The sequence below is a fragment of the Actinocrinis sp. genome, assembly GCF_035605935.1.
GTDB lineage: Bacteria > Actinomycetota > Actinomycetes > Streptomycetales > Catenulisporaceae > Actinocrinis.
The window spans coordinates 56,717-79,833 of sequence record NZ_DATNGK010000062.1 but is presented as its reverse complement, the minus strand read 5'-3'; the positions used below and the strand labels follow the sequence as shown (position 1 = coordinate 79,833).

Annotated in this window: 24 protein-coding genes; 15 read left to right on the top strand and 9 right to left on the bottom strand. The window is 68.1% G+C overall.

What is annotated here, in order from left to right; translation table 11 throughout:
- Positions 1 to 97: 97 nt before the first annotated feature.
- The 3 genes from VN779_RS05800 to VN779_RS05790 are packed head-to-tail and all read left to right on the top strand — an operon-like array spanning position 98 to position 2,678.
- The gene (locus VN779_RS05800) at positions 98 to 1,018 is read left to right on the top strand and encodes a heme o synthase (protein WP_349260665.1); all 921 of its coding nucleotides are present in this window, start codon (positions 98 to 100) and stop codon (positions 1,016 to 1,018) included.
- A 12-nt stretch (positions 1,019 to 1,030) separates the two neighbouring features.
- Positions 1,031 to 2,230 carry a mannose-6-phosphate isomerase, class I gene (manA, locus tag VN779_RS05795; RefSeq protein ID WP_325720911.1) on the top strand — a complete coding sequence of 400 codons (1,200 nt, stop codon included), beginning with the start codon at positions 1,031 to 1,033 and terminating at the stop codon, positions 2,228 to 2,230.
- Between the two features lie 40 nt (positions 2,231 to 2,270).
- Positions 2,271 to 2,678, top strand: coding sequence for a DUF3224 domain-containing protein (locus tag VN779_RS05790; RefSeq protein ID WP_325720908.1), 408 nt, complete (start codon positions 2,271 to 2,273; stop codon positions 2,676 to 2,678).
- A 635-nt stretch (positions 2,679 to 3,313) separates the two neighbouring features.
- On the opposite strand, the gene VN779_RS05785 is transcribed toward VN779_RS05790, so the two are convergent.
- Genes VN779_RS05785 through VN779_RS05775 form a run of 3 tightly spaced genes read right to left on the bottom strand, consistent with a single transcriptional unit; the run spans position 3,314 to position 6,051 of the window.
- Positions 3,314 to 4,282: a COX15/CtaA family protein gene (locus VN779_RS05785; protein WP_325720906.1), complete on the bottom strand. Its 969-nt coding sequence runs from the start codon at positions 4,280 to 4,282 to the stop codon at positions 3,314 to 3,316.
- Between the two features lie 6 nt (positions 4,283 to 4,288).
- The gene (locus tag VN779_RS05780; protein WP_414639586.1) at positions 4,289 to 5,086 is read right to left on the bottom strand and encodes an ABC transporter permease; all 798 of its coding nucleotides are present in this window, start codon (positions 5,084 to 5,086) and stop codon (positions 4,289 to 4,291) included.
- Positions 5,087 to 5,103: 17 nt separating this feature from the next.
- Positions 5,104 to 6,051, bottom strand: coding sequence for an ABC transporter ATP-binding protein (locus VN779_RS05775; protein ID WP_325720902.1), 948 nt, complete (start codon positions 6,049 to 6,051; stop codon positions 5,104 to 5,106).
- Positions 6,052 to 6,244: 193 nt separating this feature from the next.
- Between VN779_RS05775 and VN779_RS05770 the strand changes: the two genes are divergently transcribed.
- The 11 genes from VN779_RS05770 to VN779_RS05720 all read left to right on the top strand — a co-directional run bounded on the left by VN779_RS05770 (position 6,245) and on the right by VN779_RS05720 (position 15,508).
- On the top strand, positions 6,245 to 6,994 hold the full coding sequence (locus VN779_RS05770; RefSeq protein WP_349260663.1) for a metalloregulator ArsR/SmtB family transcription factor: 750 nt from the start codon (positions 6,245 to 6,247) through the stop codon (positions 6,992 to 6,994).
- Entirely contained in the window at positions 6,991 to 8,400 is a 1,410-nt protein-coding gene (gene sufB / locus VN779_RS05765) for a Fe-S cluster assembly protein SufB (protein WP_325720898.1), read from the top strand. The genes VN779_RS05770 and sufB overlap by 4 nt, the downstream gene beginning before the upstream one ends.
- A gap of 59 nt (positions 8,401 to 8,459) precedes the next feature.
- A complete protein-coding gene (sufD, locus tag VN779_RS05760) occupies positions 8,460 to 9,722 on the top strand; it encodes a Fe-S cluster assembly protein SufD (protein ID WP_325720896.1) in 1,263 nt (420 codons plus the stop codon).
- Positions 9,719 to 10,051: a non-heme iron oxygenase ferredoxin subunit gene (locus VN779_RS05755; RefSeq protein ID WP_325720894.1), complete on the top strand. Its 333-nt coding sequence runs from the start codon at positions 9,719 to 9,721 to the stop codon at positions 10,049 to 10,051. The genes sufD and VN779_RS05755 overlap by 4 nt, the downstream gene beginning before the upstream one ends.
- A 6-nt stretch (positions 10,052 to 10,057) precedes the next feature.
- Positions 10,058 to 10,822 (top strand): Fe-S cluster assembly ATPase SufC, encoded by a 765-nt coding sequence (gene sufC / locus VN779_RS05750; RefSeq protein ID WP_325720892.1) that lies wholly within the window; start codon positions 10,058 to 10,060, stop codon positions 10,820 to 10,822.
- Positions 10,819 to 12,078 (top strand): cysteine desulfurase, encoded by a 1,260-nt coding sequence (locus tag VN779_RS05745; protein WP_325720890.1) that lies wholly within the window; start codon positions 10,819 to 10,821, stop codon positions 12,076 to 12,078. Before sufC ends, VN779_RS05745 begins: the two co-directional genes overlap by 4 nt.
- Positions 12,079 to 12,084: 6 nt before the next feature.
- On the top strand, positions 12,085 to 12,561 hold the full coding sequence (gene sufU / locus VN779_RS05740) for a Fe-S cluster assembly sulfur transfer protein SufU (protein ID WP_325720888.1): 477 nt from the start codon (positions 12,085 to 12,087) through the stop codon (positions 12,559 to 12,561).
- A complete protein-coding gene (locus VN779_RS05735; protein WP_414639584.1) occupies positions 12,545 to 12,871 on the top strand; it encodes a metal-sulfur cluster assembly factor in 327 nt (108 codons plus the stop codon). Before sufU ends, VN779_RS05735 begins: the two co-directional genes overlap by 17 nt.
- Before the next feature lie 87 nt (positions 12,872 to 12,958).
- Positions 12,959 to 13,417 (top strand): VOC family protein, encoded by a 459-nt coding sequence (locus tag VN779_RS05730; RefSeq protein WP_325720884.1) that lies wholly within the window; start codon positions 12,959 to 12,961, stop codon positions 13,415 to 13,417.
- 42 nt (positions 13,418 to 13,459) lie between these two features.
- Positions 13,460 to 14,302, top strand: a complete 843-nt coding sequence (gene dapF / locus VN779_RS05725; RefSeq protein WP_325720882.1) for a diaminopimelate epimerase — start codon at positions 13,460 to 13,462, stop codon at positions 14,300 to 14,302.
- Between the two features lie 51 nt (positions 14,303 to 14,353).
- Positions 14,354 to 15,508, top strand: a complete 1,155-nt coding sequence (locus VN779_RS05720) for a serine hydrolase domain-containing protein (protein WP_325720880.1) — start codon at positions 14,354 to 14,356, stop codon at positions 15,506 to 15,508.
- Between the two features lie 36 nt (positions 15,509 to 15,544).
- On the opposite strand, the gene VN779_RS05715 is transcribed toward VN779_RS05720, so the two are convergent.
- The 5 genes from VN779_RS05715 to ftrA form a co-directional block, all read right to left on the bottom strand.
- Complete coding sequence (locus tag VN779_RS05715; protein WP_325720877.1) at positions 15,545 to 16,516, bottom strand: S1C family serine protease; 972 nt, start codon at positions 16,514 to 16,516, stop codon at positions 15,545 to 15,547.
- 115 nt (positions 16,517 to 16,631) lie between these two features.
- Positions 16,632 to 17,393 carry an MOSC domain-containing protein gene (locus VN779_RS05710; protein WP_325720875.1) on the bottom strand — a complete coding sequence of 254 codons (762 nt, stop codon included), beginning with the start codon at positions 17,391 to 17,393 and terminating at the stop codon, positions 16,632 to 16,634.
- Between the two features lie 9 nt (positions 17,394 to 17,402).
- Positions 17,403 to 18,251 (bottom strand): MBL fold metallo-hydrolase, encoded by an 849-nt coding sequence (locus VN779_RS05705; protein ID WP_325720873.1) that lies wholly within the window; start codon positions 18,249 to 18,251, stop codon positions 17,403 to 17,405.
- A gap of 42 nt (positions 18,252 to 18,293) precedes the next feature.
- Positions 18,294 to 19,433 (bottom strand): hypothetical protein, encoded by a 1,140-nt coding sequence (locus VN779_RS05700; protein WP_325720871.1) that lies wholly within the window; start codon positions 19,431 to 19,433, stop codon positions 18,294 to 18,296.
- 193 nt (positions 19,434 to 19,626) lie between these two features.
- Positions 19,627 to 20,637 carry a transcriptional regulator FtrA gene (gene ftrA, locus VN779_RS05695; protein ID WP_325720869.1) on the bottom strand — a complete coding sequence of 337 codons (1,011 nt, stop codon included), beginning with the start codon at positions 20,635 to 20,637 and terminating at the stop codon, positions 19,627 to 19,629.
- A gap of 100 nt (positions 20,638 to 20,737) precedes the next feature.
- Between ftrA and VN779_RS05690 the strand changes: the two genes are divergently transcribed.
- The gene (locus VN779_RS05690) at positions 20,738 to 21,241 is read left to right on the top strand and encodes a rhodanese-like domain-containing protein (RefSeq protein WP_325720867.1); all 504 of its coding nucleotides are present in this window, start codon (positions 20,738 to 20,740) and stop codon (positions 21,239 to 21,241) included.
- Between the two features lie 16 nt (positions 21,242 to 21,257).
- On the opposite strand, the gene VN779_RS05685 is transcribed toward VN779_RS05690, so the two are convergent.
- Positions 21,258 to 23,078 carry a SpoIIE family protein phosphatase gene (locus VN779_RS05685; RefSeq protein WP_325720865.1) on the bottom strand — a complete coding sequence of 607 codons (1,821 nt, stop codon included), beginning with the start codon at positions 23,076 to 23,078 and terminating at the stop codon, positions 21,258 to 21,260.
- Positions 23,079 to 23,117: the final 39 nt, after the last annotated feature.

Below are 23,117 nucleotides of genomic sequence, written 5' to 3'. Positions count from 1 at the left end.
CAGCAATTGAGGCCCGCCTGTGACAGCCGTCGAGTCCCACCCGGTGTTGACCGCGGTGCCGGTCGCCGCACCCGCGCCGGATACCGACGTCGTCACAATGCCCATTGCTGACGACTCGTCAGCGAAAGCAGCCTGGCGCGAAACCCTCAGCGCTTACGTCGCTCTCACCAAGCCGCGGATCATCGAGCTGCTGATCGTCACCACGATTCCGGTGATGTTCCTGGCGGCGCACGGCGTGCCCTCGCTCTGGCTGGTGCTCGCGGTGACCGTCGGCGGCTACTTGTCCGCGGGCAGTGCCAACGCGCTCAACTGCTGGGTTGATCGCGACATTGACGCCGAGATGCGCCGTACCCGCCGCCGCCCGCTGCCTCGCCACCGGGTGACCGCGCAGCAGACGGTCGTGTTCGGCCTGGCCCTGGGCGTTATCTCGACGCTGTGGTTCGGTTTTCTGGTCAACTGGCTCTCCAGCGGCCTGGCGCTCGCCGCGAACGTGTTCTACGTCGTCGTCTACTCGATGATCCTCAAGCGGCGCACCGCGCAGAACATCGTGTGGGGCGGCGCGGCCGGCTGCTTCCCGACGCTGATCGGCTGGACCGCGGTGACCAACCACCTGGCCTGGCCGCCGGTAGTGCTGTTCCTGGTGGTCTTCCTGTGGACCCCGCCGCACTTCTGGGCGTTGGCGCTGCGTTACCGCGAGGACTACGCGGCCGCCAAGGTGCCGATGCTGCCGGTTGTCGCGACCGAGCGGCACGTCGCCTGGCAGATGCTGCTGTACACCTGGGCCACCGTCGGGTGCTCGCTCGCGTTGTGGCCGATCGCGCACACCGGGCTGGTCTACACGATCGGCGCGGCGCTGCTCGGTGCGGTGTTCATCGCTGAGGCGCACCGGTTGCACTGGTCGGCCCGCAAGGGTGTCGCCGGAACCGCGCTGCGCCCGATGCGGATGTTCCACTTCTCGAACACCTACCTCGCGCTCTTGTTCGTCTGCGCCGCGATCGACCCGCTGATTCACCACTAGCCGGGGACGGCCGTGGATCTGCTGCGCAATACTGTCCAGCCGTACGCTTGGGGTTCGCCGACCGCGATCCCACGGTTGCTCGGCGTCGACAATCCCACCGGCGCGCCGCAAGCCGAGCTGTGGATGGGCGCGCACCCAACCGCCCCTTCGCGACTGATCCGCGGCGGCCGCGAAGTGTCGCTCGACCAGGCCATTGCCGCCGCTCCCGAAGTCGAGCTCGGAGCGGCGACAGCCGAGCGCTTCAACGGACGCCTGCCGTTCCTGCTCAAGATCCTCGCCGCGAAAAAGGCACTCTCAATCCAGCTGCACCCGGATCGAGCGCAGGCCGAGGCGGGATTCACGGCCGAGGAAGCCCGGGGCGTGCCGCGCGACGCCCGAGAGCGGGTGTACGTGGACGACTGGCCGAAACCGGAAATCCTCTGCGCGCTCACGCCGTTCGAGGTCCTGGCCGGGCTGAGGTCCGCGCCGCAAGCCGCCGAGATCCTTTCCCAGCTCGAAGTCGACGCACTCGCAGCCCTCAGCGGCGACCTACGAGCCGACCCCAAGCCCACCACCGTCGCACGCGTGCTCGCCACGCTGCTGTCCTGGCCGCAAGCCGAGCGCGCCGCACTGGTCGGTGATGTAGTCGAGGCAGCGACGCGCCTGGCCGCCGAGCCGTCCGAATTCCAGGCCGCATACGACGCGGTCACTCGCGTGGCAAAGGATCACCCCGGCGATATCGGCCTGGTTTGCTCGCTACTGATGAACCATGCGGTCGTACAGCCAGGACAGGCGCTGTTCATGGGCGCTGGCGGCGTCCACGCGTACATCCGTGGGACCGGCGTCGAGCTGATGGCTAACTCGGACAACGTCATCCGCGCCGGACTGACCCCGAAGCACATCGACGTCCCCGAGCTGGTGCGGGTACTCGACCCAGAGGTCGCGGTCCCGATCCTGACCGCGCGTCAGATCGCGCCCGGCGTCGAAGAGTTCGAGACGCCGGTTCCCGAGTTCCGGCTGCGCCGCTTGAACGTCGAGCCATCGATGCCACTCACCGCCCCCGGAGACGGACTGCCGCGCATCCTCCTCTCTGTTAAAGGTGAGGCCACGGCCATCAGCGGCGACCAGACTCTCGAGTTGCAGCGCGGGCAGTCGTGCTACCTGTCACCCACCGACGTGAACGTCATGCTCGCCGGCGCCGCAACGCTCTTCCTCGCCTCACCAGGCGAATAGCAGTCCGCCATACCAGCGGCCCGCACGCTACGATCGCGCGGTGAGAGCTTCCGGAACATTCACTGTTGCCAGCTTCGTGCCGAGCCCCGTGGCTCCGGACCCGGACTTCAAGACCGCGTTGGATGTCGGTGTGGCGACGATGTTGAAGCACTATGAAGGCGAGATCGAGGGGCGCTCCGCCACCGTCTTCGTCTCCGCGTATGACCAGAAGGCCGGCGTCGGGACGTATGTCGCGATGGAGTCGTTCGAGGGCTCAGTCGCAGGGCGCTCCGGGGCGTTCAACTTCGCGCACTCCGCGACCACGCACGGCGAGAACCGCGAAGGCGAGTACTTCGTAATCGTCCCGACCAGCGGCACCGGCGAACTTGAGGGCATCTCCGGAACCGGCGGCCTGTCCATTGACGAGGATGGCACGCACCACTTCTGGCTGGACTACGAACTCGGCTGACGTTGTCTCGCTCAATTGGACAACCCGCTTTCCCCACCCTCGAACCGCCGCCCGCCGTCCTGCTTTTCCCCAATAAACCCGCGCGATGACATCTCCGCTACGCGGCTTGAGTGCAGCGGCGAGTTTCGTTTACAACGGCGCTGGGCCACAGACGCTCTTGCGCGCTGGGTGTCTCGCGATAGCTTCGCCGACGGCGGTTGCGGGTAACGCGGGATACGCGTGCACGGATTTTTCAGAAAAGCGGGTACCAGCGAACCCGCCGGTTCTCCCTTGTTGCGCCGCATATGGTTCCGCTCGCGTGAGGTAGCGGTGTCCGGTCGGTGCGCTCTATTTTCCGGGGTTTCGGGGTTGTATGGCGGGTGTTTTCGGTGTTTCACCCGTTTGCGTGTGGTGGCGTGAAAAACCTGTGCACGCGTGTCCCGCGTTGCCCTCGTCTGCCGTCGGCGAAGCTATCGCGAGACTCCCAGCGCGCAAGGGCGTCTATGGTCGAGAGCCGTTGTGAACGAGACTCGCCGCTGTAGTCCGGCCGCGTCGCGGAGATGTCATCGCGCGGGTTTGTATGGGCAAAGCGGGACGGCGGCCGGCGGTTAGTCGGGTGGGGAAAGGCAGGGTGTCCTGCTGAGCGGGACAGACTGCTATAAGTCCGCTGGTCCTGGTTCCGGTCTCACGCGCATAGAGGTCAGGATGCGCCATGCGGCGATCCAAGTGAGGCACGCTCCGGTCATGTGCAGCAGCACCAGCCAGGCAGGTAAGCCGGTGAAGTACTGCGTGTAGCCGATCACGGCCTGCGCGACGAGGACGAGGAACAGGTCACGGGTCGCGCGCACGGTCGCCGCCGGGGCGTCGGTTGCCTTGAGTGCGAACCAGAGTGCGATGGTGAGTCCGACGACGATGAATACCAGGTCGGCATGAGCCTGCGTGATCTCGACCGGCTTGAACGGCAGGCGCCGCGCCGCGTCGAGAGCGCCCGCGTGTGGGCCGGTTCCGGTGACCAGCGTGCCAACGATTACCACCGCGCCGGCCGCGCCGACGAGGGTGCGGGCCAGCCAGATCAGCTCTCTGCGCAGCAGCGGCTGCGCGGGCGCATCACTTTCTCGGCTGCGTACCCACAGCAGCCACGAGACCGCGATCATGCCGATCGAGAAGCAGAAATGGAACGCGACCCAACCGGGCGCCAACTGCGTGCGCACCGAGATCCCGCCGATGATCGCCTGCGCGACGACGCCGAAGAACAGCGCCCAGGACAGCCTGACGAGGGCGGGACGACGGGGACGTTGCCGCATCGTGGCGATGATGGCGGCCGCGACGGCAGCGGTCACCGCGTAGGTCAGCAGGCGGTTGGAGAACTCGATGACGCCGTGGTAGCCGAGCGAGGGAACGGGAACGAGGGAGCCGGCCGTGCATTCGGGCCACGTCGGGCAGCCGAGCCCGGAGTTGGTCAGCCGCACCGCTCCGCCGGTCACCACGATCAACGTATTCGCGATCAAGGTGCTGAGGCAGGCGAGCTGGACCATGCGGGCCGAGGGGCGGCGTAGCAAGACGGCGGGGCGGGTCGTCGGTGTCTCGTTGAGCGGGACATCGGTTTTTGCCGTCGTGTCAGTCATCGGCGGCTACTCCCACTTGAAGGTCTTGGCGGCCGCGGCGATCGCGACCACGGTCCACGCTGCCAGGATCCCCGCGGGACCCCATGGCAGCGCCGAACCGTGCTGCAACACGTCCCGCAGGCCGTTGGTCAGCGCGCCGATCGGCAGGAACTGCAGCGCGGACTGCGCGCCGTGCCCGAACTTGTCCAGCGGCACCACCACGCCGCCGATCGCGAGCAGGACGAGGAAGACGAAGTTGGCGAGGGCGAGAGTGGCCTCGGCGCGCAGCGAACCGGCCAGTAAAAGGGCCAGGCCGCTGAATGTCGCGGTGCCGAGCGCGATCAGCAGGAGGACCGCGAACGGATCGCCGTGCGGATGCCAGCCCATCACCAGCGCGATGGCGACCAGCAGCACCACTTGTACGCACTCGACCGCGAGGATTGAGAGCGCCTTGCCGACCAGCAGCCCCCAGCGCGGCAGCGGGGTCGCGCCCAGTCGCTTGAGCACGCCGTAGCGCCGCTCGAAACCGGTCGCGATCGCCTGGCTGGCGAACGCGGTCGAGAGCACCGCCGCACCGAGAATGCCAGGCGCGAAGTAGTCGATCCGGCTGGTGCCGGTCACGATTCCGAGGGGTTCCGCGGAGAACGCGATGAGCATGAGGGCTGGGATCACGATCGCGAGCAGCACTTGCTCGGCGTTGCGCAGCAGCATCCTGGTTTCCAGCCGAGCCTGCGCGAGGATCATCCGCACCGGGGCGGCCGGGCGCGGGTCTGGGTGGAAGGCGCCGGGCTGACGCAGCCCCGTGACGACGGCGGTGCTGGGCATCGACTCGGCGGGCGCGGTCACCGCAGTCCCCTTCCGGTCAGATCAAGGAACACGTCTTCCAGGGAGCGCTGCTCGATCGCCAGGTTGCGCGGCATGATGCCGAGCCTCGCGCACCATGCGGTGGTCGCGGCGAGCGTGTCCGGCGTCACCTCGCCTTCGACACGGTAGCTGCCCGGTGCCGGTTCGAACGCCTTACAGCCAGGCGCGACGGCGATCAGAAGGTCCGTCAGGTCCAGGCCTGAGGGCGCCTCGAAGCGGATTGAGTCCTGTGCGACGACGGAGCTGGCCAGCTGCTGCGGTGAGTCGTAGGCGATGACGCGCCCGGAATCGATGATCGCGACCTTGTCGGCCAGCCGTTCGGCCTCGTCGAGCAGGTGTGTGGTCAACACCACAGTCACGCCGTCCTGGCGCAGCTGCTCGATCAGTTCCCAGGTGGCGTGCCGGGCCTGCACGTCGAGTCCGGCAGTTGGCTCATCGAGAAACACCAGCTCAGGGCGGCCGACCACTGCTAGGGCGAGCGAGAGACGCTGCTGTTGGCCGCCGGAGAGCCTGCGGAACGGCGTCTTGCCGCAGGAATCGAGGCCGAGGCGTTCGGCCAGCGCGTCTACGTTCAACGGATTCGCATAGAGAGAGGCGACGTGCCGCAGCATCTCCATCGCGCGAATGGCCTGGTAGATGCCGCCGGACTGAAGCATGACGCCGATGCGCGGGCGCAAGGTGGCGGCATCGGCGACCGGATCGAGCCCCAGCACGCGCACCGTGCCACCGTCCGGCCTGCGGTAACCCTCGCAGCACTCGATCGTGGTGGTCTTGCCGGCCCCGTTGGGCCCGAGGACCGCGGTCAGCGAGCCGTGCTCGACGCGCAGATCCAGGCCCTGAACAGCGGTCTTCTCGCCGTATCGCTTGACCAGCCCGGTGATCTCGACGGCATAAGGGTGAGCGCTTGATGGTTGCGCTGCGTGCATGCTGCGAGTCTACGGTCCGTTTCCAGGCGTCGATTCACGCGGGTACCTGTTGTTACGACGGCCGGTAGAAGATCGCTAAAAGTTAGGTGAACCTTAGTTGTGGCCGTGGAAGTAATAAGACCACAATGGTGTTGTGGAAATCGTGGGAGCGAGTGGAGCGCAGTCGCAGGCGGAGCCGTCCGCCTGTTCCGACCTGCCTGCGTTCGCCCCCGACTCGGGTGTTGAGGACCGGGTCGGCACCCGTAACCGGGTGGCCCGGCTGATCTTGGCCAACGGCCCGAGTACTGCGGCCGACTTGGCGGTCCGGCTGGGTCTGACGCCGGCCGGCGTGCGGCGTCACTTGGACGCGCTGCTGGCCGAGGGCCTGGTCGAGGCGCGCGAGCAGCGAGTCTACGGGCACCGCGGGCGCGGGCGTCCGGCGAAGGTGTTCGCATTGACTGGCACCGGGCGTTCGGTTTTCCACCACACCTACGACGACATGGCGATCGACGCGCTGCGGTTCATCGCCGAGAACGGCGGCGAGAGCGCGGTCGACGCGTTCGCGCGGCGCCGGTTCGGCGGGCTGGCTGAGCGTTATCGGACGCTGCTGGCGGGAGCCAAACCGGCCGAGCGGCCGGAGTTGCTGGCCGAGGCGCTGACCGCCGACGGCTACGCGGCGTCCACGCGGACCACGGCCTCGGTGCCCGTTCCCGGCAAGCGGCCGATCGAGGGCGCGCAGGTCTGCCAGCACCATTGCCCGGTCCAGCACGTGGCCGAGGAATTCCCTCAGCTGTGCGAGGCCGAGACCCAAGTCTTCGCCGAACTGCTGGGTACCCATGTTCAGCGGCTCGCGACGATCGCCCATGGCGACGGCGTATGCACCACCTTCATTCCCGGCCTTGCCTCAGCGGCCGGGCAAAAGCAGGCATCACCCTCCGAACAGTCCGAAGGAGTCTCAGCATGACGACTACGCATCCCGAGCTCGAGGGCCTGGGCCGGTATGAGTTCGGCTGGGCCGACTCGGACGTCGCCGGAGCCGCCGCGAAGCGCGGCCTCAACGAGAACGTCGTGCGCGAGATTTCCGCGCTCAAGAACGAGCCGGAGTGGATGCTCAAGCTGCGGCTCAAGGGCCTGCGCCTGTTCGAGCGCAAGCCCATGCCGAACTGGGGCGCCGATCTGTCCGGCATCGACTTCGACAACATCAAGTACTTCGTGCGCTCCACCGAGCGGCAGGCCGCGTCCTGGGACGAGCTGCCCGCGGACATCAAGAACACCTACGACAAGCTCGGTATCCCGGAGGCGGAGAAGAACCGCCTGATCGCGGGCGTCGCGGCGCAGTACGAGTCCGAGGTGGTCTACCACCAGATCCGCGAGGACCTGGAGCGCCAGGGCGTGCTGTTCCTGGACACCGACACCGCGCTCAGAGAGCAGCCGGAGCTGTTCCGCGAGTACTTCGGCACCGTGATCCCGGTCGGCGACAACAAGTTCGCCTCGCTGAACACGGCGGTGTGGTCCGGCGGTTCCTTCATCTACGTGCCGCCGGGCGTGCACGTGGACATCCCGCTGCAGGCCTACTTCCGGATCAACACCGAGAACATGGGCCAGTTCGAGCGGACCCTGATCATCGCGGACGAGGACTCGTACGTGCACTACGTCGAGGGCTGCACCGCGCCGATCTACTCCTCGGACTCGCTGCACTCCGCGGTCGTCGAGATCGTGGTGAAGAAGAACGCGCGGGTGCGGTACACGACGATCCAGAACTGGTCGAACAACGTGTACAACCTGGTCACCAAGCGTGCGGCGGCGCACGAGGGCGCGACCATGGAGTGGATCGACGGCAACCTCGGCTCCAAGGTCACCATGAAGTACCCGGCGGTCTGGCTGCTCGGCGAGCACGCGAAGGGCGAGACCCTGTCGATCGCGTTCGCCGGCGAGGGCCAGCACCAGGACGCGGGCTCGAAGATGGTGCACGCCGCGCCGTACACCTCGTCGACGATCATCTCCAAGTCGGTGGCCCGCGGCGGCGGCCGTACCTCGTACCGCGGCCTGGTCCAGATCCAGGACGGCGCGCACCACTCGAAGTCCAACGTGAAGTGCGACGCGCTGCTGGTGGACACGATCAGCCGGTCCGACACGTACCCGTACGTGGACGTGCGCGAGGACGACGTGCAGATGGGTCACGAGGCCACGGTCTCGAAGGTCTCCGAGGACCAGCTGTTCTACCTGATGAGCCGCGGCCTGACCGAGGACGAGGCGATGGCGATGATCGTGCGCGGCTTCGTCGAGCCGATCGCCCGCGAGCTGCCGATGGAGTACGCGCTCGAACTCAACCGGCTGATCGAGATGCAGATGGAAGGCGCGGTCGGCTGAGGTCCGACGGCGCGGGGTTGGGCGTGGCAGAGCTTCGAGGCGAGAACGAAAGACGACGGATGGCTGAGATGAATAGCGGTGGCGCGGTCAATCGCGGCGCGACCACCGCGGCGGCGGTCACGGTGGCCGCTCCAGGCGCGGGTGTGCCGCTAGCCGGCCCAGGCACCGGCAAGACCCACTCTGAGGTGCTGACCTCGCGCGGCGAGCGGTTCACCTCCTTCGACCCGGCCGCCTTCCCGGCGATCACCGGTCGCGAGGAGGACTGGCGATTCACGCCGCTGGCGCGGCTGCGCGGCCTGCACGAGGACGGCACGAGCGACGACGGCAGCGCCAAGGTCACCTGGGAACTGCCGGAGGGCTCGAGCAGCGAGCAGGTCGGCCCGGACGACCCGCGAGCGGCCAAGGCCGGAGCGCCGATGGACCTCGCGGCCGCGTACGCGCACCAGAAGGCTGACAAGGTCACCATCGTCACGGTCGCCAAGGAGACCAAGCTCGCCGAGCCGCTGCGGGCCAACATCCACGCCGAGGGCGGCACCGCCTTCTCTCACCTGGTCTTCGACATCAAGCCGTTCGCCGAGGCCGTCATCGTGCTCGACCACACCGGCACCGGCACACGGTCGGCCAACGTGGACCTGCTCATCGGCGACGGCGCGAAGGTCACCTTCGTCTCCGTTCAGGACTGGGACCGCGACGCCGTGCACCTGGCGCAGCAGAACGCGCTGCTCGGCCGGGATGCGACCTTCAAGTCCGTGAACGTGACTTTCGGCGGCGATCTGGTCCGGATCGTTCCGCGGGTGCGGTACGCCGCCCAGGGCGGAGACGCTGAGTTGCTCGGCTTGTACTTCGCCGACGACGGCCAGCACCTGGAGCATCGCCTCTTCGTGGACCATTCGGTGCCCAACTGCCGCTCGCGCGTGACGTACAAGGGCGCGTTGCAGGGCACTGACGCGCACACGGTATGGATCGGCGACGTGCTGATTCGGGCGGCTGCCGAGGGTACCGACACCTATGAGCTGAACCGCAACCTGGTGCTCACCGACGGCGCGCGCGCCGACTCGGTGCCGAACCTGGAGATCGAGACCGGCGAGATCATCGGAGCCGGGCACGCTTCCGCCACCGGCCGCTTCGACGACGAGCAGCTGTTCTACCTGCAGGCCCGCGGCATCCCGGAGGACGAGGCGCGCCGGCTGGTGGTGCGCGGCTTCTTCGCGGACGTGATCTCGCAGATCGGCATCTCCGATGTCGAGGAGCGGCTGATGGAGAAGGTCGAGGCGGAGCTCGCCCGGACCCTCAGTGCCCCAGCGGCAGGGGCGATCGCATGAGCCGTGAGCCCGTGTGGCACCCGATCGGCACGGTGTCCGACTTCGAGGAGGACAAGCCCGAGGCGGTGGACGTCGACGGCACCCCGGTCGCCGTCGTGCGCACCAGCGAGGGCAAGGTCCACGCCATACACGACGTCTGCTCGCACGCGAACGTCGCGCTGTCCGAAGGCGAGGTCGTGGACGGCGAGATCGAGTGCTGGCTGCACGGCTCAACCTTCTCGCTGGCCACCGGCAAGCCGACCTGCCTGCCCGCCGTGGAGCCGGTCCCCGTATACCCCGTCAAGATCGAAGGCGATGACGTGTACGTCGCCGTCAATGTGGAGCTTTGATAACCGATGGCCACTCTGGAAATCCGCGACCTGCACGTCTCCGTCGACGCCGAAGGCGGCCCGAAGGAAATCCTGCGAGGTGTCGACCTGACCGTGAAGCAGGGCGAGACCCACGCGATCATGGGCCCGAACGGCTCCGGCAAGTCCACCCTCGCCTACTCGATCGCCGGGCACCCCAAGTATCAGATCACCTCCGGGCAGGTGCTGCTCGACGGTGAGGACGTGCTGTCCATGACCGTGGACGAGCGGGCCCGCGCTGGGATTTTCCTGGCGATGCAGTACCCGGTGGAAGTGCCGGGTGTCTCGGTGTCGAACTTCCTGCGCACCGCGGCCACCGCGATCCGCGGCGAGGCGCCGAAGCTGCGCACCTGGGTCAAGGAAGTCAACTCCGCCATGGAGCGGCTTCAGGTGGACTCGGCGTTCTCCGAGCGCTCGGTCAACGAGGGCTTCTCCGGCGGCGAGAAGAAGCGGCACGAGATCCTTCAGCTGGAGCTGCTGCGCCCGAAGATCGCGCTGCTCGACGAGACCGACTCAGGGCTCGACGTTGACGCGCTGCGTGTCGTCTCCGAGGGCATCAACCGGGTGCGTGAGACCGGCGAGGTTGGCACCCTGCTGATCACCCACTACACGCGGATCCTGCGGTACATCAAGCCGGACTTCGTGCACGTATTCGCGGGTGGCCGGATCGTTGAGTCCGGCGGCGCGGAGCTGGCCGAAGTGCTGGAGGCCGAGGGCTACGAGAAGTACACAGGCGTCAAGGAGGCGGCATGACGACCTTCGACGTGGAGCTAGTGCGCAAGGACTTCCCGATCCTGGAGCGCCGCGTCCAGGACGGCCAGCCGTTGGTGTACCTCGACTCGGCGGCCTCCTCGCAGAAGCCGCGCCAGGTCATCGACGCGATGTCCGAGTACTACGAGCATCACCACGCCAACGTGCACCGCGGCGTGCACACCTTGGCCGAGGAGGCCACCGCGCTCTACGAGGGCGCGCGGGACAAGGTCGCCCGGTTCATCAACGCTGACCGCCGCGAGGTGATCTTCACCAAGAACTCCTCCGAGGCGCTGAACCTCGTCGCGAACGTGCTCGGCTGGGCCGGCGAGACCTACGGCATCAGTCGCGGCGACCGCGTCGTGATCACGCAGATGGAGCACCACTCCAACATCGTGCCCTGGCAGATGACCGCCGCGCGCACCGGCGCCGAGCTGGCCTGGCTGGGCCTGACCGACGGCGGCCGGCTCGACCTGTCGAACCTCGACGAGGTGGTCAACGAGCGCACCAAGGTCGTCGCCGTGGTGCACGTCTCCAACATCCTCGGCACGCTTAACCCGATCGACGCGATCGTGCGCCGCGCTCACGAGGTCGGCGCGCTGGTCGTGGTCGACGCCTCGCAGTCCGCCCCGCACCTGCCGCTGGACGTGCGCGAACTGGGCGCCGACTTCGTCGCGTTCACCGGCCACAAGATGCTCGGCCCGACCGGCATCGGCGTGCTGTGGGGCCGCGCGGAGCTGCTGGAGGAGCTGCCCCCGTTCCTCGGCGGCGGCGAGATGGTCGAGACCGTCTCCATGGAGACGACCACCTACGCCCCGATCCCGCACAAGTACGAAGCTGGCACGCCGCCGATCGCCGAGGCGGTCGGGCTCGGCGCGGCCGTGGACTACCTCAGCGCGCTCGGCATGCAGAACGTCGCCGCGTACGAGCACGAACTCCTCACGTACGCGATCGATCGGCTCAAGCAGGTCGAGGGCCTGAAGATTATCGGACCTGACACGGCGGAGGACCGCGGGGCGGCGATTTCGTTCACGCTCGAATCGCCCGCCCTCGGCGCAATCCACCCGCACGATGTCGGCCAAGTCCTCGACGAGCAGGGCATCGCGGTGCGCGTTGGACAGCACTGTGCTCGGCCGGTGTGTGTGCGGTACGGCGTCCCGGCGACCACACGCGCTTCGTTCTCCGTGTACAACACGAAGGCGGACGTTGACGCGCTCGTGGAAGGTCTGGAGCACGTCAAGCGTTTCTTCGGAGCGTGATGACAGATGCAGCTTGAGTCGATGTACCAGGAGATCATCCTGGACCATTACCGCAACCCACATCACAAGGGGCTGCGAGACCAGTACGAGGCCGAGGTTCACCACGTCAACCCGACCTGCGGCGACGAGGTGACCCTGCGGGTGCACCTTTCCGACACCGGACTCGGCGAGAACGCGGTCATCGAGGACGTGTCGTACGCGTCGCAGGGCTGTTCGATCTCCCAGGCGTCCGCCTCGGTGCTCAGCGACCTGGTGATCGGCAAGAAGGTCGGCGAGGCGCTGGCCATCCACGAGGCGTTTCTGGAACTGATGCAGTCCAAGGGCGAGGCGGCAGGGGACGAGGACGTGCTGGAGGACGCGGTCGCGTTCGCCGGGGTCTCGAAGTTCCCGGCCCGCGTCAAGTGCGCGCTGCTGTCCTGGATGGCGCTCAAGGACGCGGCCGCGCAGGCCCTCGCCACAGGAGGAGATGGAAACCATGGCTGACCTGGCCGCCCTTGACGACGTGACCGAGAATCTCAAGGACGTCGTGGACCCGGAGCTCGGGATCAACGTCGTGGACCTCGGCCTGATCTACGGGCTGACCGTGGACGACTCGAACGTCGCGATCATCGACATGACGCTGACCTCGGCCGCCTGCCCGCTGCAGGACGTGATCGAGGACCAGATCCGCAGCGCGCTGGACGGACTGGTCGACGACTTCCGGGTCAACTGGGTGTGGATGCCGCCGTGGGGCCCGGACAAGATCACCGACGACGGCCGCGAGCAGCTGCGGGCGCTCGGCTTCAACGTCTGAGCGCTCGAGCGTCTGAGCGCTTCATCGTTTGATCTGCGTTATCGCTACCCGGCAGCGGCTGTCAGCGCGGCCGGGTAGCGTCGTTTCATGGTCTACGACTTCCAGATTGTGATCGACTGCGCGGATCCAGGGCGTCTCGCCGAGTTCTGGATACAGGCGCTCGGGTACATAGAGGAACCGCCGCCACCCGGCTTCGACTCCTGGGAAGCCGCGCTGACTGCGTGGAAGATCCCCGAGTCGGACTGGAACACGATGGCCGCGGCGGTGCCTCCAGATTTCAAGTCCGGCGAAGGACGCAGCCCGCGCCCGCGCCTGCTGTTCGCCAAGGTGCCTGAGGCCAAGAGCGGCAAGAACCGGCTGCATCTCGACATCCGCGCCGGCGGCGATCGCTCCACGCCGCCCGACGAGCGCTGGGAGAAGGCGAAGGCGCGGGTCGTGGAGCTGGAGAAGCTGGGCGCGACCAAGGTGCGCGAGATGGACGAGGGAGCGCAGGGCCGCTGGATCGTGATGCAGGATCCGGAAGGCAACGAATTCTGCGTGACGTGATGATGGCGCGGCACCGCCGCGTCCGCGTCCTAGGATGAGGACATGATCCGCTATACCAAGGGGCACGGCACGGAGAACGACTTCGTGATCCTGCCCGACCCGGACGGCGCGCTGGCGCTGGAGCCCGCGTGGGTTGCAGCGCTCTGCGATCGCCGTGCCGGACTCGGCGCGGACGGCGTGCTGCGGGTGGTGGCGACCGCGAAGATGCCAGGTTACGAGGAGGACGCCGCGGCGGCGCCATGGTTCATGGACTACCGCAACGGCGACGGATCGATCGCCGAGATGTGCGGCAATGGCGTGCGAGTGTTCGCGCGGTACCTGGTGGATCAGGGCCTTGCCGAGTCGGGGCGCTTCGGCGTGGCTACGCGCGGCGGCATCAAGACTGTGCACGTGCCTGTCGACGGCGGCGATATCACCGTTGATATGGGCGTTCCGACCTGGCCGCAGGAAGCGGCGCGAATCACGTGGGATGGACGGCGGGCCGCGTCCGTGCATGTCGACATGGGTAACCCGCACGCGGTCGTCTTCGTCGACGATGTTGCGGAGGCCGGCGCGTTGCTTGAAGCCCCGACCTGGCAGCCGGCCGCGGTCTACCCGAACGGGGTCAACGTCGAGTTCGTGGCCTCGGTCGGCCCTCAGCACATCGCAATGCGCGTATACGAGCGCGGCGTCGGTGAGACCCGCTCCTGTGGCACGGGCGCGTGTGCGGCGATGATCGCGGCAGCGCGTCGAGACGCGTCGCTGCCCGGCACGCCGTACACGGTGGACGTTCCCGGCGGCCGGCTCAGCATCGTCGAACGTGAAGACGGGCGCGTGGAGATGACCGGGCCCGCTGTGCTGGTCGCTGATGGCGAACTGCGCGCCACAGTCGGCGTGCGCGGCTAGGCTGCGATTCGACGGGATTCAACCGCATACGGGGAAGTCAGGCAGGCGGACATGACGAAGCTGTCGGAACTGCTGGAGACGCAAGTCGAGCGCGGACCACTGCCGGGTGCCGTCGCGCTGGTGGCCCGAGGCGGCACGGTCGAGGTGGAGGCCGCCGGATTCTTGGATGTCGAGCGCAGCGCGCCGATGACGCGGGAGACGATCTTCCGCCTCGCTTCGGTTTCCAAGCCAATCACCGCGGCCGGCGTCATGGCGCTGGTTGACGATGGACTGATCGCGCTCGACGACCCGATCGAGCGCTGGCTGCCCGAACTCGCTGAGCCCAGGGTTGTGCGCACACCGGACAGCCCATTGGACGACACGGTTCCGGCCAACCGGCCGATCACCGTCTTCGACCTGCTCACCTTCCGCTCGGGCTGGGGTTTCACCTCGGACTTCATGACGCCGGTGAACCAGGTGATCTACCGGGAGATGGTGCGCGATGGCATGATCCCGCAGGATTACGCCCCGCCGGATCAGTACCTCGCCGCCCTCGCCCGCATCCCATTGCTGGACCAGCCGGGTGAGGGCTGGCAGTACAACATCGGCTCGGAACTGCAATCAGTGCTGATCGCCCGGGCGTCCGGCACGCCGTTGCCTGAGTTCCTGACCGGGCGGCTGTTCGAGCCGCTCGGCATGGCGGACACGGGATTCGCGGTCCCCGCCGCTAAGCGTGACCGTTTCGCGACGCTCTACCGCACCGACCCGGAGACAGGGCAGCTGCACTTGGCCGACCGGCCCGACGGAAAATGGAGCACGGTTCCGGTGTTTCCGTCCGGAGCGGGCGGCATGGTCTCGACCGTGGAGGACTGGTATGCCTTCGCACGCATGCTGCTGAGTGGCGGTACGCAGAATGGTCGCAGGGTGCTGTCGGAGGAGTCGGTCCGGCTGATGACCACGAACCACCTGACCGACCAGCAGCGCGCCGCGAGCGAACTGTTCCTGGAGGGGCAGGGCTGGGGTTTCGGCGGGTCGGTGGACGTGACGAACCGGGACCCGTGGAACGTACCGGGCCGCTATGGCTGGATCGGCGGCTGCGGGACGACGGCGCATGTCGTACCTGCCACCGGATCGGTTGCGATCCTGTTCACGCAGATGTCGATGACGAGCCCGACCCCGCCCCCGATCATGCGCGACTTCTGGCGCTACGCGGCCTCGAGCGACTGATCCGGCGCAGCGCGAGGCGCTGCCTCAAGCCGCGGCTCACACCCCGGTCAGCTCGCTGAGCGAGGCGACGACGTCGACAAGCGCGCCGTTACGGATCAGCGTCACGCCGAGCCGGCTGCCGGCGCGCAGACCCAGCATCAGCTTCTGAAGGTCCTGCGCGGTGTGCACTTGCGTGTCGTTCGCCGAGATCACGACGTCACCGATGCGAATCCCGGCGCGGGCGGCCGGCGAACCGGGCACCACCTCGACCACGCGCAAGCCGGTCTCCTGCCCCAGCCGCTCGGCCTGCACCGGCGGCAGCGAGATGGTGGCGCTGCCGAGACCTAGCCAGGCGCGGCGCACTCTGCCGTTCGTCATCAGCTCACTGAGTATGTGCTGGGTCGTGGAATTCATCGGCACCGCAAGGCCGAGCCCGATGCCGGCCACCGCCGTGTTGATCCCGACGACCCGCGCGGAGGCGTCGGCGAGCGCACCGCCGGAGTTGCCCGGGTTCAGCGCCGCGTCCGTCTGGATCACGTCATCGATCACGCGCAGGCCGACCGGCGTGGTCGCCGGAATCGAACGGCCGAGCGCGCTGACGATCCCGGCCGTCACCGAACCGGCGAGCCCGAGCGGATTGCCGACCGCGACCACCAGCTGCCCGACCCGCAGCCGGTCCGCGTCGCCGAGTTCGGCCGCGGCGGCCGGATGAAGCCCGGTGCTCAGCACCGCCAGATCGGAGAGCCGGTCCCGGCCGACCACCTCGAAGACCTGCTCCTGCCCGTCGAAGGTGAACACCGCGCCGCCGTTGACGCCGTCGACCACGTGTGCGCTTGTCACCAGGAAGCCGTCGCGGGTGAACGCCACCGCGGACCCTGCGCCCTCGCCGCGTCCGGATCTCACCACGACGCTGAGCACCGAGGGCCGCAGGGTATCGGCGACGGTCACGACGGCTTTCGAGTAGGCGTCTAGAGCCTCGACGCCGCCGTCTTGGTCGCCGCCCTCGCGAGCGAACGGATCGCGGGCCATCTGTGGCACCTCCGGACGAAGCAGTCTCACACGGCCTAACGCCTGGACTGCTGTCCCTTGCTCCCGCGCGCAGCTGCGAAGGCGTTCGCTGTCAGCGGACGCGCCGGCGGCGACGTCAGTCGACGACGACCGGGTCGCCTATGCGCACGATGCCTGTCCGAGTCGCCGCACCGACCACGGCGAGCCGCAGCGGCTGCTCCTCACGCTGCCCGAGCATCTTGAGCATGCCGAGCGCGGGCGGCAGGTCGGCCTGCTCCATGGTCGTCATCACGCACCGCATCAGCACGTGCGTGAACGTGAGCTCGACCGCGTCGTCACCGGAACCGATGTGGACGGTGCGCCCGACCCAGGCCTCCTCCTCGAACGGCTCCGACGTGTGCACCACCAGATTTGGTCGGAAGCGCCGCGCGTCAGTCGCGATGCCCGGCAACTCTTTCTCGACCCATTCCAACGTCGCCGTGCCGATCAGGCTGACCGGCTCCTCGTCGAAGTGGTTGACCTCGGCCTCCCGCGCGACAGACAGCGTCGGGATCCCGGTCTGCTGCTGGAAGAAGCGGTCCGCAGAGCCGTCTGACACCGGGTACTCGCGCCCGTCCGCATCTACAACCAGCGGCGGTTCGACGGCGTCCGGTTCGGCCGCAGGGTCGACCCGGTAACGCGAGGAAAGGCTCAGCAGCGTCGGGCCCGGAAACCGCCGGAATCTCCGGCTGTTCTTTCCGGAGCCCAGCTTTCCGTCAGCCGAGTCGCGCACCGCCCAAAGCCGGTCACCGCGCAGGCCTCGAGTGTCCACCGCGGCCGCGGACAGCAGTTCGCCGCGTAGCGACTTGACCGGGTAGCGCCAAATCTGCGCTATGACATTCTCGTTCGAGGTCTCCACGCAGGAAGCCTATGTCAGCGCGGCGTACCCGCGCTCAATGGCGGCTCCGAGTGCTTTTACCTCGATCGCCCAGGTGCCGGCGCTCGCCGCCGACTGGACCGGAACCCCGGCCGCGTGCAGCCGCCGGATTTCCGCCGCGACCGATGCGATCGCTTCGCGCTGCGCTCGGACGAAGGCGGCGTCCACGACGGCGCCGTGGCCCGGAACCACCAGCGCGTCTGGGGCGATCAGCGGCAGCGCTCGATCCAGCGTGTCCGCCCACTCCAGCGGGAAGCTGTCCTGCCCGAAGGCCGGCGGTCCCGATTCCTCGACCAGATCCCCGGTGAGCACGATCCCGGCGGCACCGGTTTCGATCAAGATCCACAGGTCGCCGTCGGTATGCCCGCGCCCTAGGAATCGCAGCTCCAGCGCCCGATCGCCGAGATCGATCGACGCGCGCTCCTGGACCAGTTCGGTCGGCGCACGGAATTCGAGCTCTGCCATCCGCTGCGCCCACTCGGGGCCTTGCGCCGCGAGTTGCGCGACCAGGGCGCGCAGCGCGGGATCGTTCGGATCAAGCCGCGCCGGAACCGAGGCGTGGCCCCAGATGCGCGCCGACGGAGTCAACCGGGGCGCCACGAACTCGGCGTTTCCCCAGCAGTGGTCGAAGTGCGCATGCGTGTTGACCACACACCGTACCGGCGCGCTGGTCAGCTGCCGCAGTTGCGCCTTGATCTCGCGCGCCTCGGCCAGCGAGCACCGCGTGTCGACGACGGCGACTCCCGCGGACCCGACGACCGCGGTCACTGTCACATCGCAGGGCTCGAACCGCTTGCGGAACACACCTTCCGCGATCTCGTGCCAGTCGCGCTCAGTCATGCGTCCGATCTTCGCATCTGAGCGCTCGGGGCGCCGCTGCCGCTAACCGCTGATAGTGCCGTAGCCGTCGTTGCCGAGGCCCGTCTGGGTCTGACTGGACCACAGGTGGCCGCTGGTACCGGCGGACGAAACGTCAGCGGCAACGAGCGCGTCCACTTGGTCGCGCGGCAGGTCTCCAGCGTTGGCCAGGTCCCAGGAGTACGCGCTGTGGGCGCTCTGCGTCGCGATCGAGTTCGTGGTCGACGCCCACGGCGCGCCGAGCGCCGTCGCCCCTCCACCGAGGCCGAGTGACGAGCCGCCGAGCGTGCCGTTCTTGTCCGAGTCCAGCACGTTCCCGCTGTTGTAAACCTTCTGGTTGGTCATCTGGAAGTAGGCGTCGGACGGGCTGCTGGTCTGCGGCCCGGCGATGAAGTAGTTGTCGACCACGTCGTGGGTGAAGACGCCGCTGGAATTGCCCGCCGTGTAGCCGCCCTGGTAGCCGTACACGACGTTGTCGATGAACTGGGTGTTCGCCTTGGCCAGCGGGTTTCGGTTGTGGCTGTTGGCGAACACGTCGTGGTACCAGGTGAACGGCCCGGTCTCGGTGTGCGCGCCGAAGCGCTGGCCGATCGGGTCGGCGATGATCGAGTCCTGGACGGTGATGTTCTTGGCGCCGACCGCGTCGATGTCGTCCCAGGAGCCGAATTCCACGGACACATGGTCGAAGATCATGTCGCTGGCGCTGGACAGGCTCAGCGCGGACTTGCCGGTGTTCGGGTCCAGCGTGCCCTGGCGGAACCTGACGTAGCGCACGATGTCGTTGCTGGACTTGGCGAACGAGACCTCGCGGCCCATCAGGCCGATGCCCTGACCGGGCGCGGTGTCGCCCTCGATGGTCAGGTTGCTCTTGACCGAGACCGCGGAGGAGAGCGTGATGTAGCCGTCGACGTCGAAGACGATGATGCGTCCTGACGCGCTGACCGCGTCGCGGAACGAGCCGGGACCGGAGTCGTTCAGGTTCGTCACGTGGTAGGTCGAACCGCCGGAACCACCGGTCGCGCCGGCGCCGAACCCGACCGCGCCGGAGAAGGCGGTGCGCGGCGCGGCGGCAGACGCTGAGACGGTCGCGGCAACCGTCCCGCCGGCTGCGGCCAACGCCGTCGCGATGCTGAACAAAGTCGCCCTGCGGGTGATGCTCGCCACCGGTCTTCACGCTCCCGAAACTGGTGCCCCGACACTGCTTTCGGGACAGAACACGTGCCCTGAATCGCGGGCTGGACCGTAGCTTCGAAATGCCGGATCGACAATGGCGGGCAATCGATTGCCGCGACCGCGCATCGTCTGTGGCCTGCGTTGATGGCGATCGGCGCACGCCGCTGCGTGGTGCAACTTTCGCCTACGAGGAAGGCTCGGACACCTTCCGGAACGTGCGGCGGTACGCCGAGGGCGAGGTGCCGACGCTGCGGGTGAAGTGGTGGCGGAAGGTGGCGGCATCGGCGAAGCCCACCGCCGCGCCGACCTGTTCGACCTGGGCGTCGGTGCTCTCCAGCAGCGGGCGGGCGGCCGCGATGCGCTGCGAGATGAGCCAGCGCAGGGGAGTGGTTCCGGTCGCGCGGGTGAAGTGTCTGAGGTAGCTGCGCGTCGACATGCGGGCGACGGCGGCGAGGTCAGCGATCGCGATGGGCTCGGCGAGGTGTGCGAGCGCCCAATCAAGCGACCGGGCCACCGCGTCGTCTTCGCCGATCGGGCGGACCGCGGCCTCGATGAACTGCGCCTGACCGCCTTCGCGATGCGGCGGCAGCACGAGGCGGCGCGCGACGGCGTTCGCGATCGTGGAGCCGTGGTCCAAGCGCACCAGGTGCAGGCACAGGTCAAGGCCCGCCGCGCTGCCGGCGCTGGTGAGGACCCTGCCGCCGTCCACGTACAGCACGTCGGGATTGACTTGGACGCTTGGGAACCGCTCGGCGAGCAGCTTCGCGTAACGCCAGTGCGTGGTCGCCTCGCGGCCGTCGAGCAGTCCAGCCGCTGCCAGCGCGAACACCCCGGAGCAGATCGATACCACCCGGGCCCCGCGCTCATGCGCCGCGCGCAGAGCCCTGATAAGGCCGGGCGAGATCTCGCCGCGGACATCCGCGACAGCCGGCACGATCACCGTGTCCGCGGCGACGAAGTCGTCCATGCCGCGTTCGGTCACGAGCGTGAATCCGCCGACCGCTCGCAGTGGCGCAGTCGACTCGGCGCACACCCTCAGGTCGTACCACGGCACACCCAGTTCCGGTCGCGGAAGGCCGAATACCTCAACGACGCAACTCAGTTCGAACGGCGACACGCCGTCGAAGGCGTACACGGCCACCGTATGGCGACCGGCGCGCCGTGTGAGGCGTGGCGCCTCGATATCGACAGGCATGGCGTGATCTTAGCGATAGTTGGCGATCGCGCCACTGGGCCGGTGGGGCGGCGGCCGGAAGCATGGAGTGCGGTAGCGGTCGAGAGAGGGGTTGGGAACAGTGACCACGACAGGAATCGACACGAGGAGCGCGGTGCTGTCTGTCGCGGCGGCTGCGAACGACGCGGCGCTCGCGCACTTCGCAGCGCGGCTCGCCTACGAGACCGACGTCTCCGACGTGCGGGCCGATCTGGAGGCCGGACTGCTCGGCACGGCATTCGTGCTCGTCGATTCGCGTTCGCGGGAGGCCTGGGATCAGGGCCACATTCCCGGCGCGATCCACCTGCCGACGCGCGAGATCGCGCAGCACGCCGCCGAGCGGTCAATCAGCGAGCTGATTCCCGTCGGCATGCCGTGCGTGACCTACTGCTGGGGACCCGGCTGCAACGGCGCGACGCGAGCAGCCCTGGAACTGGCCCGGCTCGGCTTCCCGGTCAAGGAGATGATCGGCGGATTCGAGTACTGGGTCCGCGAGGGTTTCGCCTACGAGTCTCGCTGGGGACTGCGTGAACCCGCGACCGACCCGCTCACCGCTCCTTCCGACGGCGCGGCGTGTGATTGCTGAGCAGCGAGCTGGCCGGTCAGTAGAGCTCGGCGAGCAGGACAGCTACGTCGTCCTTCCACAGACCACGGGGCCGGTTCGCGCTCAGCAGCAGATCGACCAGGACTTCGAGCTCTACCTGACCGGTGTCCTGCAGACACGCGATCGTGCGCTTAAGGCCCTCGTCGAGGTCGTTGTCTATGCTCTCCAGCAGCCCGTCCGTGCACAGCACCAGCCTCGTGCCCGGCTTGTACGGCATCTGCCATACCGGGTATTGCCCGACGTCGAGGACACCGAGCGGGACCCCGACGTCGGTCTTCGGTACGTAGGCGGCGAGCCCTGGCGGAACCACCACCGGCGGTATGTGGCCGGCCCGGCTCACGGTGATCGTGTGCGCCTCCGGATCGACCCGGGCCACCAGGCAGGTAGCGAAGATCGGGTATTCGACCTCGTCGTTGATCTCGACGACGAAGTCGTGGGCGCGCCGCAGGATCTCGTCGACCGGATGCTTCTCCGCGGCGTATGTGCGCACGGTCGTACGCAGCCGGTACATCATGCCGGCGGCGTGCACGTTGTGGCCTTCGACGTCGCCGATGATCAGCACTGTCGAGCCGTCGTCCAGTGGCACCGAGTCGTACCAGTCGCCGCCGACCTGGATTCCGGTCGTCGCGGCCTCATAGCGCCACGCGCCGCGCACGCCGGGACCGAACCTAAGCGTGTGCGGGAGCATGCCCTCCTGCAACGCGAGCGCGAAGGTGTGCTCGGTGTCGTGCAGTCTCGCGCGGTAGACGGCCTGGCCAATCGCGCTGGCCGCCAGCACGAGCACACTACGCTCTGCATCATCGAACGCTGCCTCGCGCTGGTAGCCGAGCAGACAGACCCCGCGCATCCGCGGGATGCCCGACAACGGCAGGAACGCCCAGGCCTCTTGGCCGCAGTCCTTGATCGCCGGTTCCACTTGGGGAAAGCGTTCGCAGAGCTCTGCCGAACTACCGAAGAAGAGCGCTGATTCGTACGTGACGGACGAGCGCAGCGGCCCGTTGTCGGACACCCGCAGGGTCTCGTGCCGCCCGGCGCCGATGCCGCAGGAGAGCAGCACCTCCACTCGGTTCCCCACGTCCGCGATGATCAGCGAATCAGCGCCCAGAGCGGGCAGCGCCCGCTCGACCGCCGCGCGCACCTCGTCCAGCGTGGAGGCCGCGGCCAGTCCGGCGGTGACGGTCTGGATCCGCGTCGCGGCGCGCGCCTCGGAACGCGCCGCCTCCTCCGCGGCCCGCCGCTCGGTGATGTCCGCGATCACGCCCATCGACCGCACCGGCTCGCCGTCCGCACCGGCCACCACCCGGCCGCGCGTCTCGAGGGTGTGGATGACGCCGTCCGGCCAGAGCACCCGGTATTCGAGCACGTAGTCGCCGACGGTGGAAAGCATCGGCCGCAGCAGGCTGAGCAACTGCTCGAGGTCCTCCTGTGGCACCTGGCCGAGGAAGGTCTCGAACTGCGGCGCGGCATCCGGCGGCAGGCCGTGCAAGCGGAGCGTCTGCTCATCGCAGAACACCTCGCCAGAGGGCAGCGCCCAGTTGAAAAAACCGGTGGAGGAGCCGACCAGATTAGACGCCGAACCGGGGTCGTCCCAGGCCGCCAGCGGCCGGCTCGAGGTTTGATACGCGCCGGATGAGACGCGCACCGCCGGTTTGGCCGGCGTCGTGTCCGCCGGGCGCGGCGGCGCTTCGGGACGTACCGCCGCGGCGTCGGAGGCGTCGTGCGTGGCGTCGTTCGTCACTTTGGAGTGCCGCAGCGGTTCATTCACCTCGTCGAACCCGTCCGAATCTGGTGTAGCGTCCTGCTGTTGAGGCGGTGTCATCGGTTCCTCCCGCCGATCGCGCTTGCGCCGCTCCCGTAT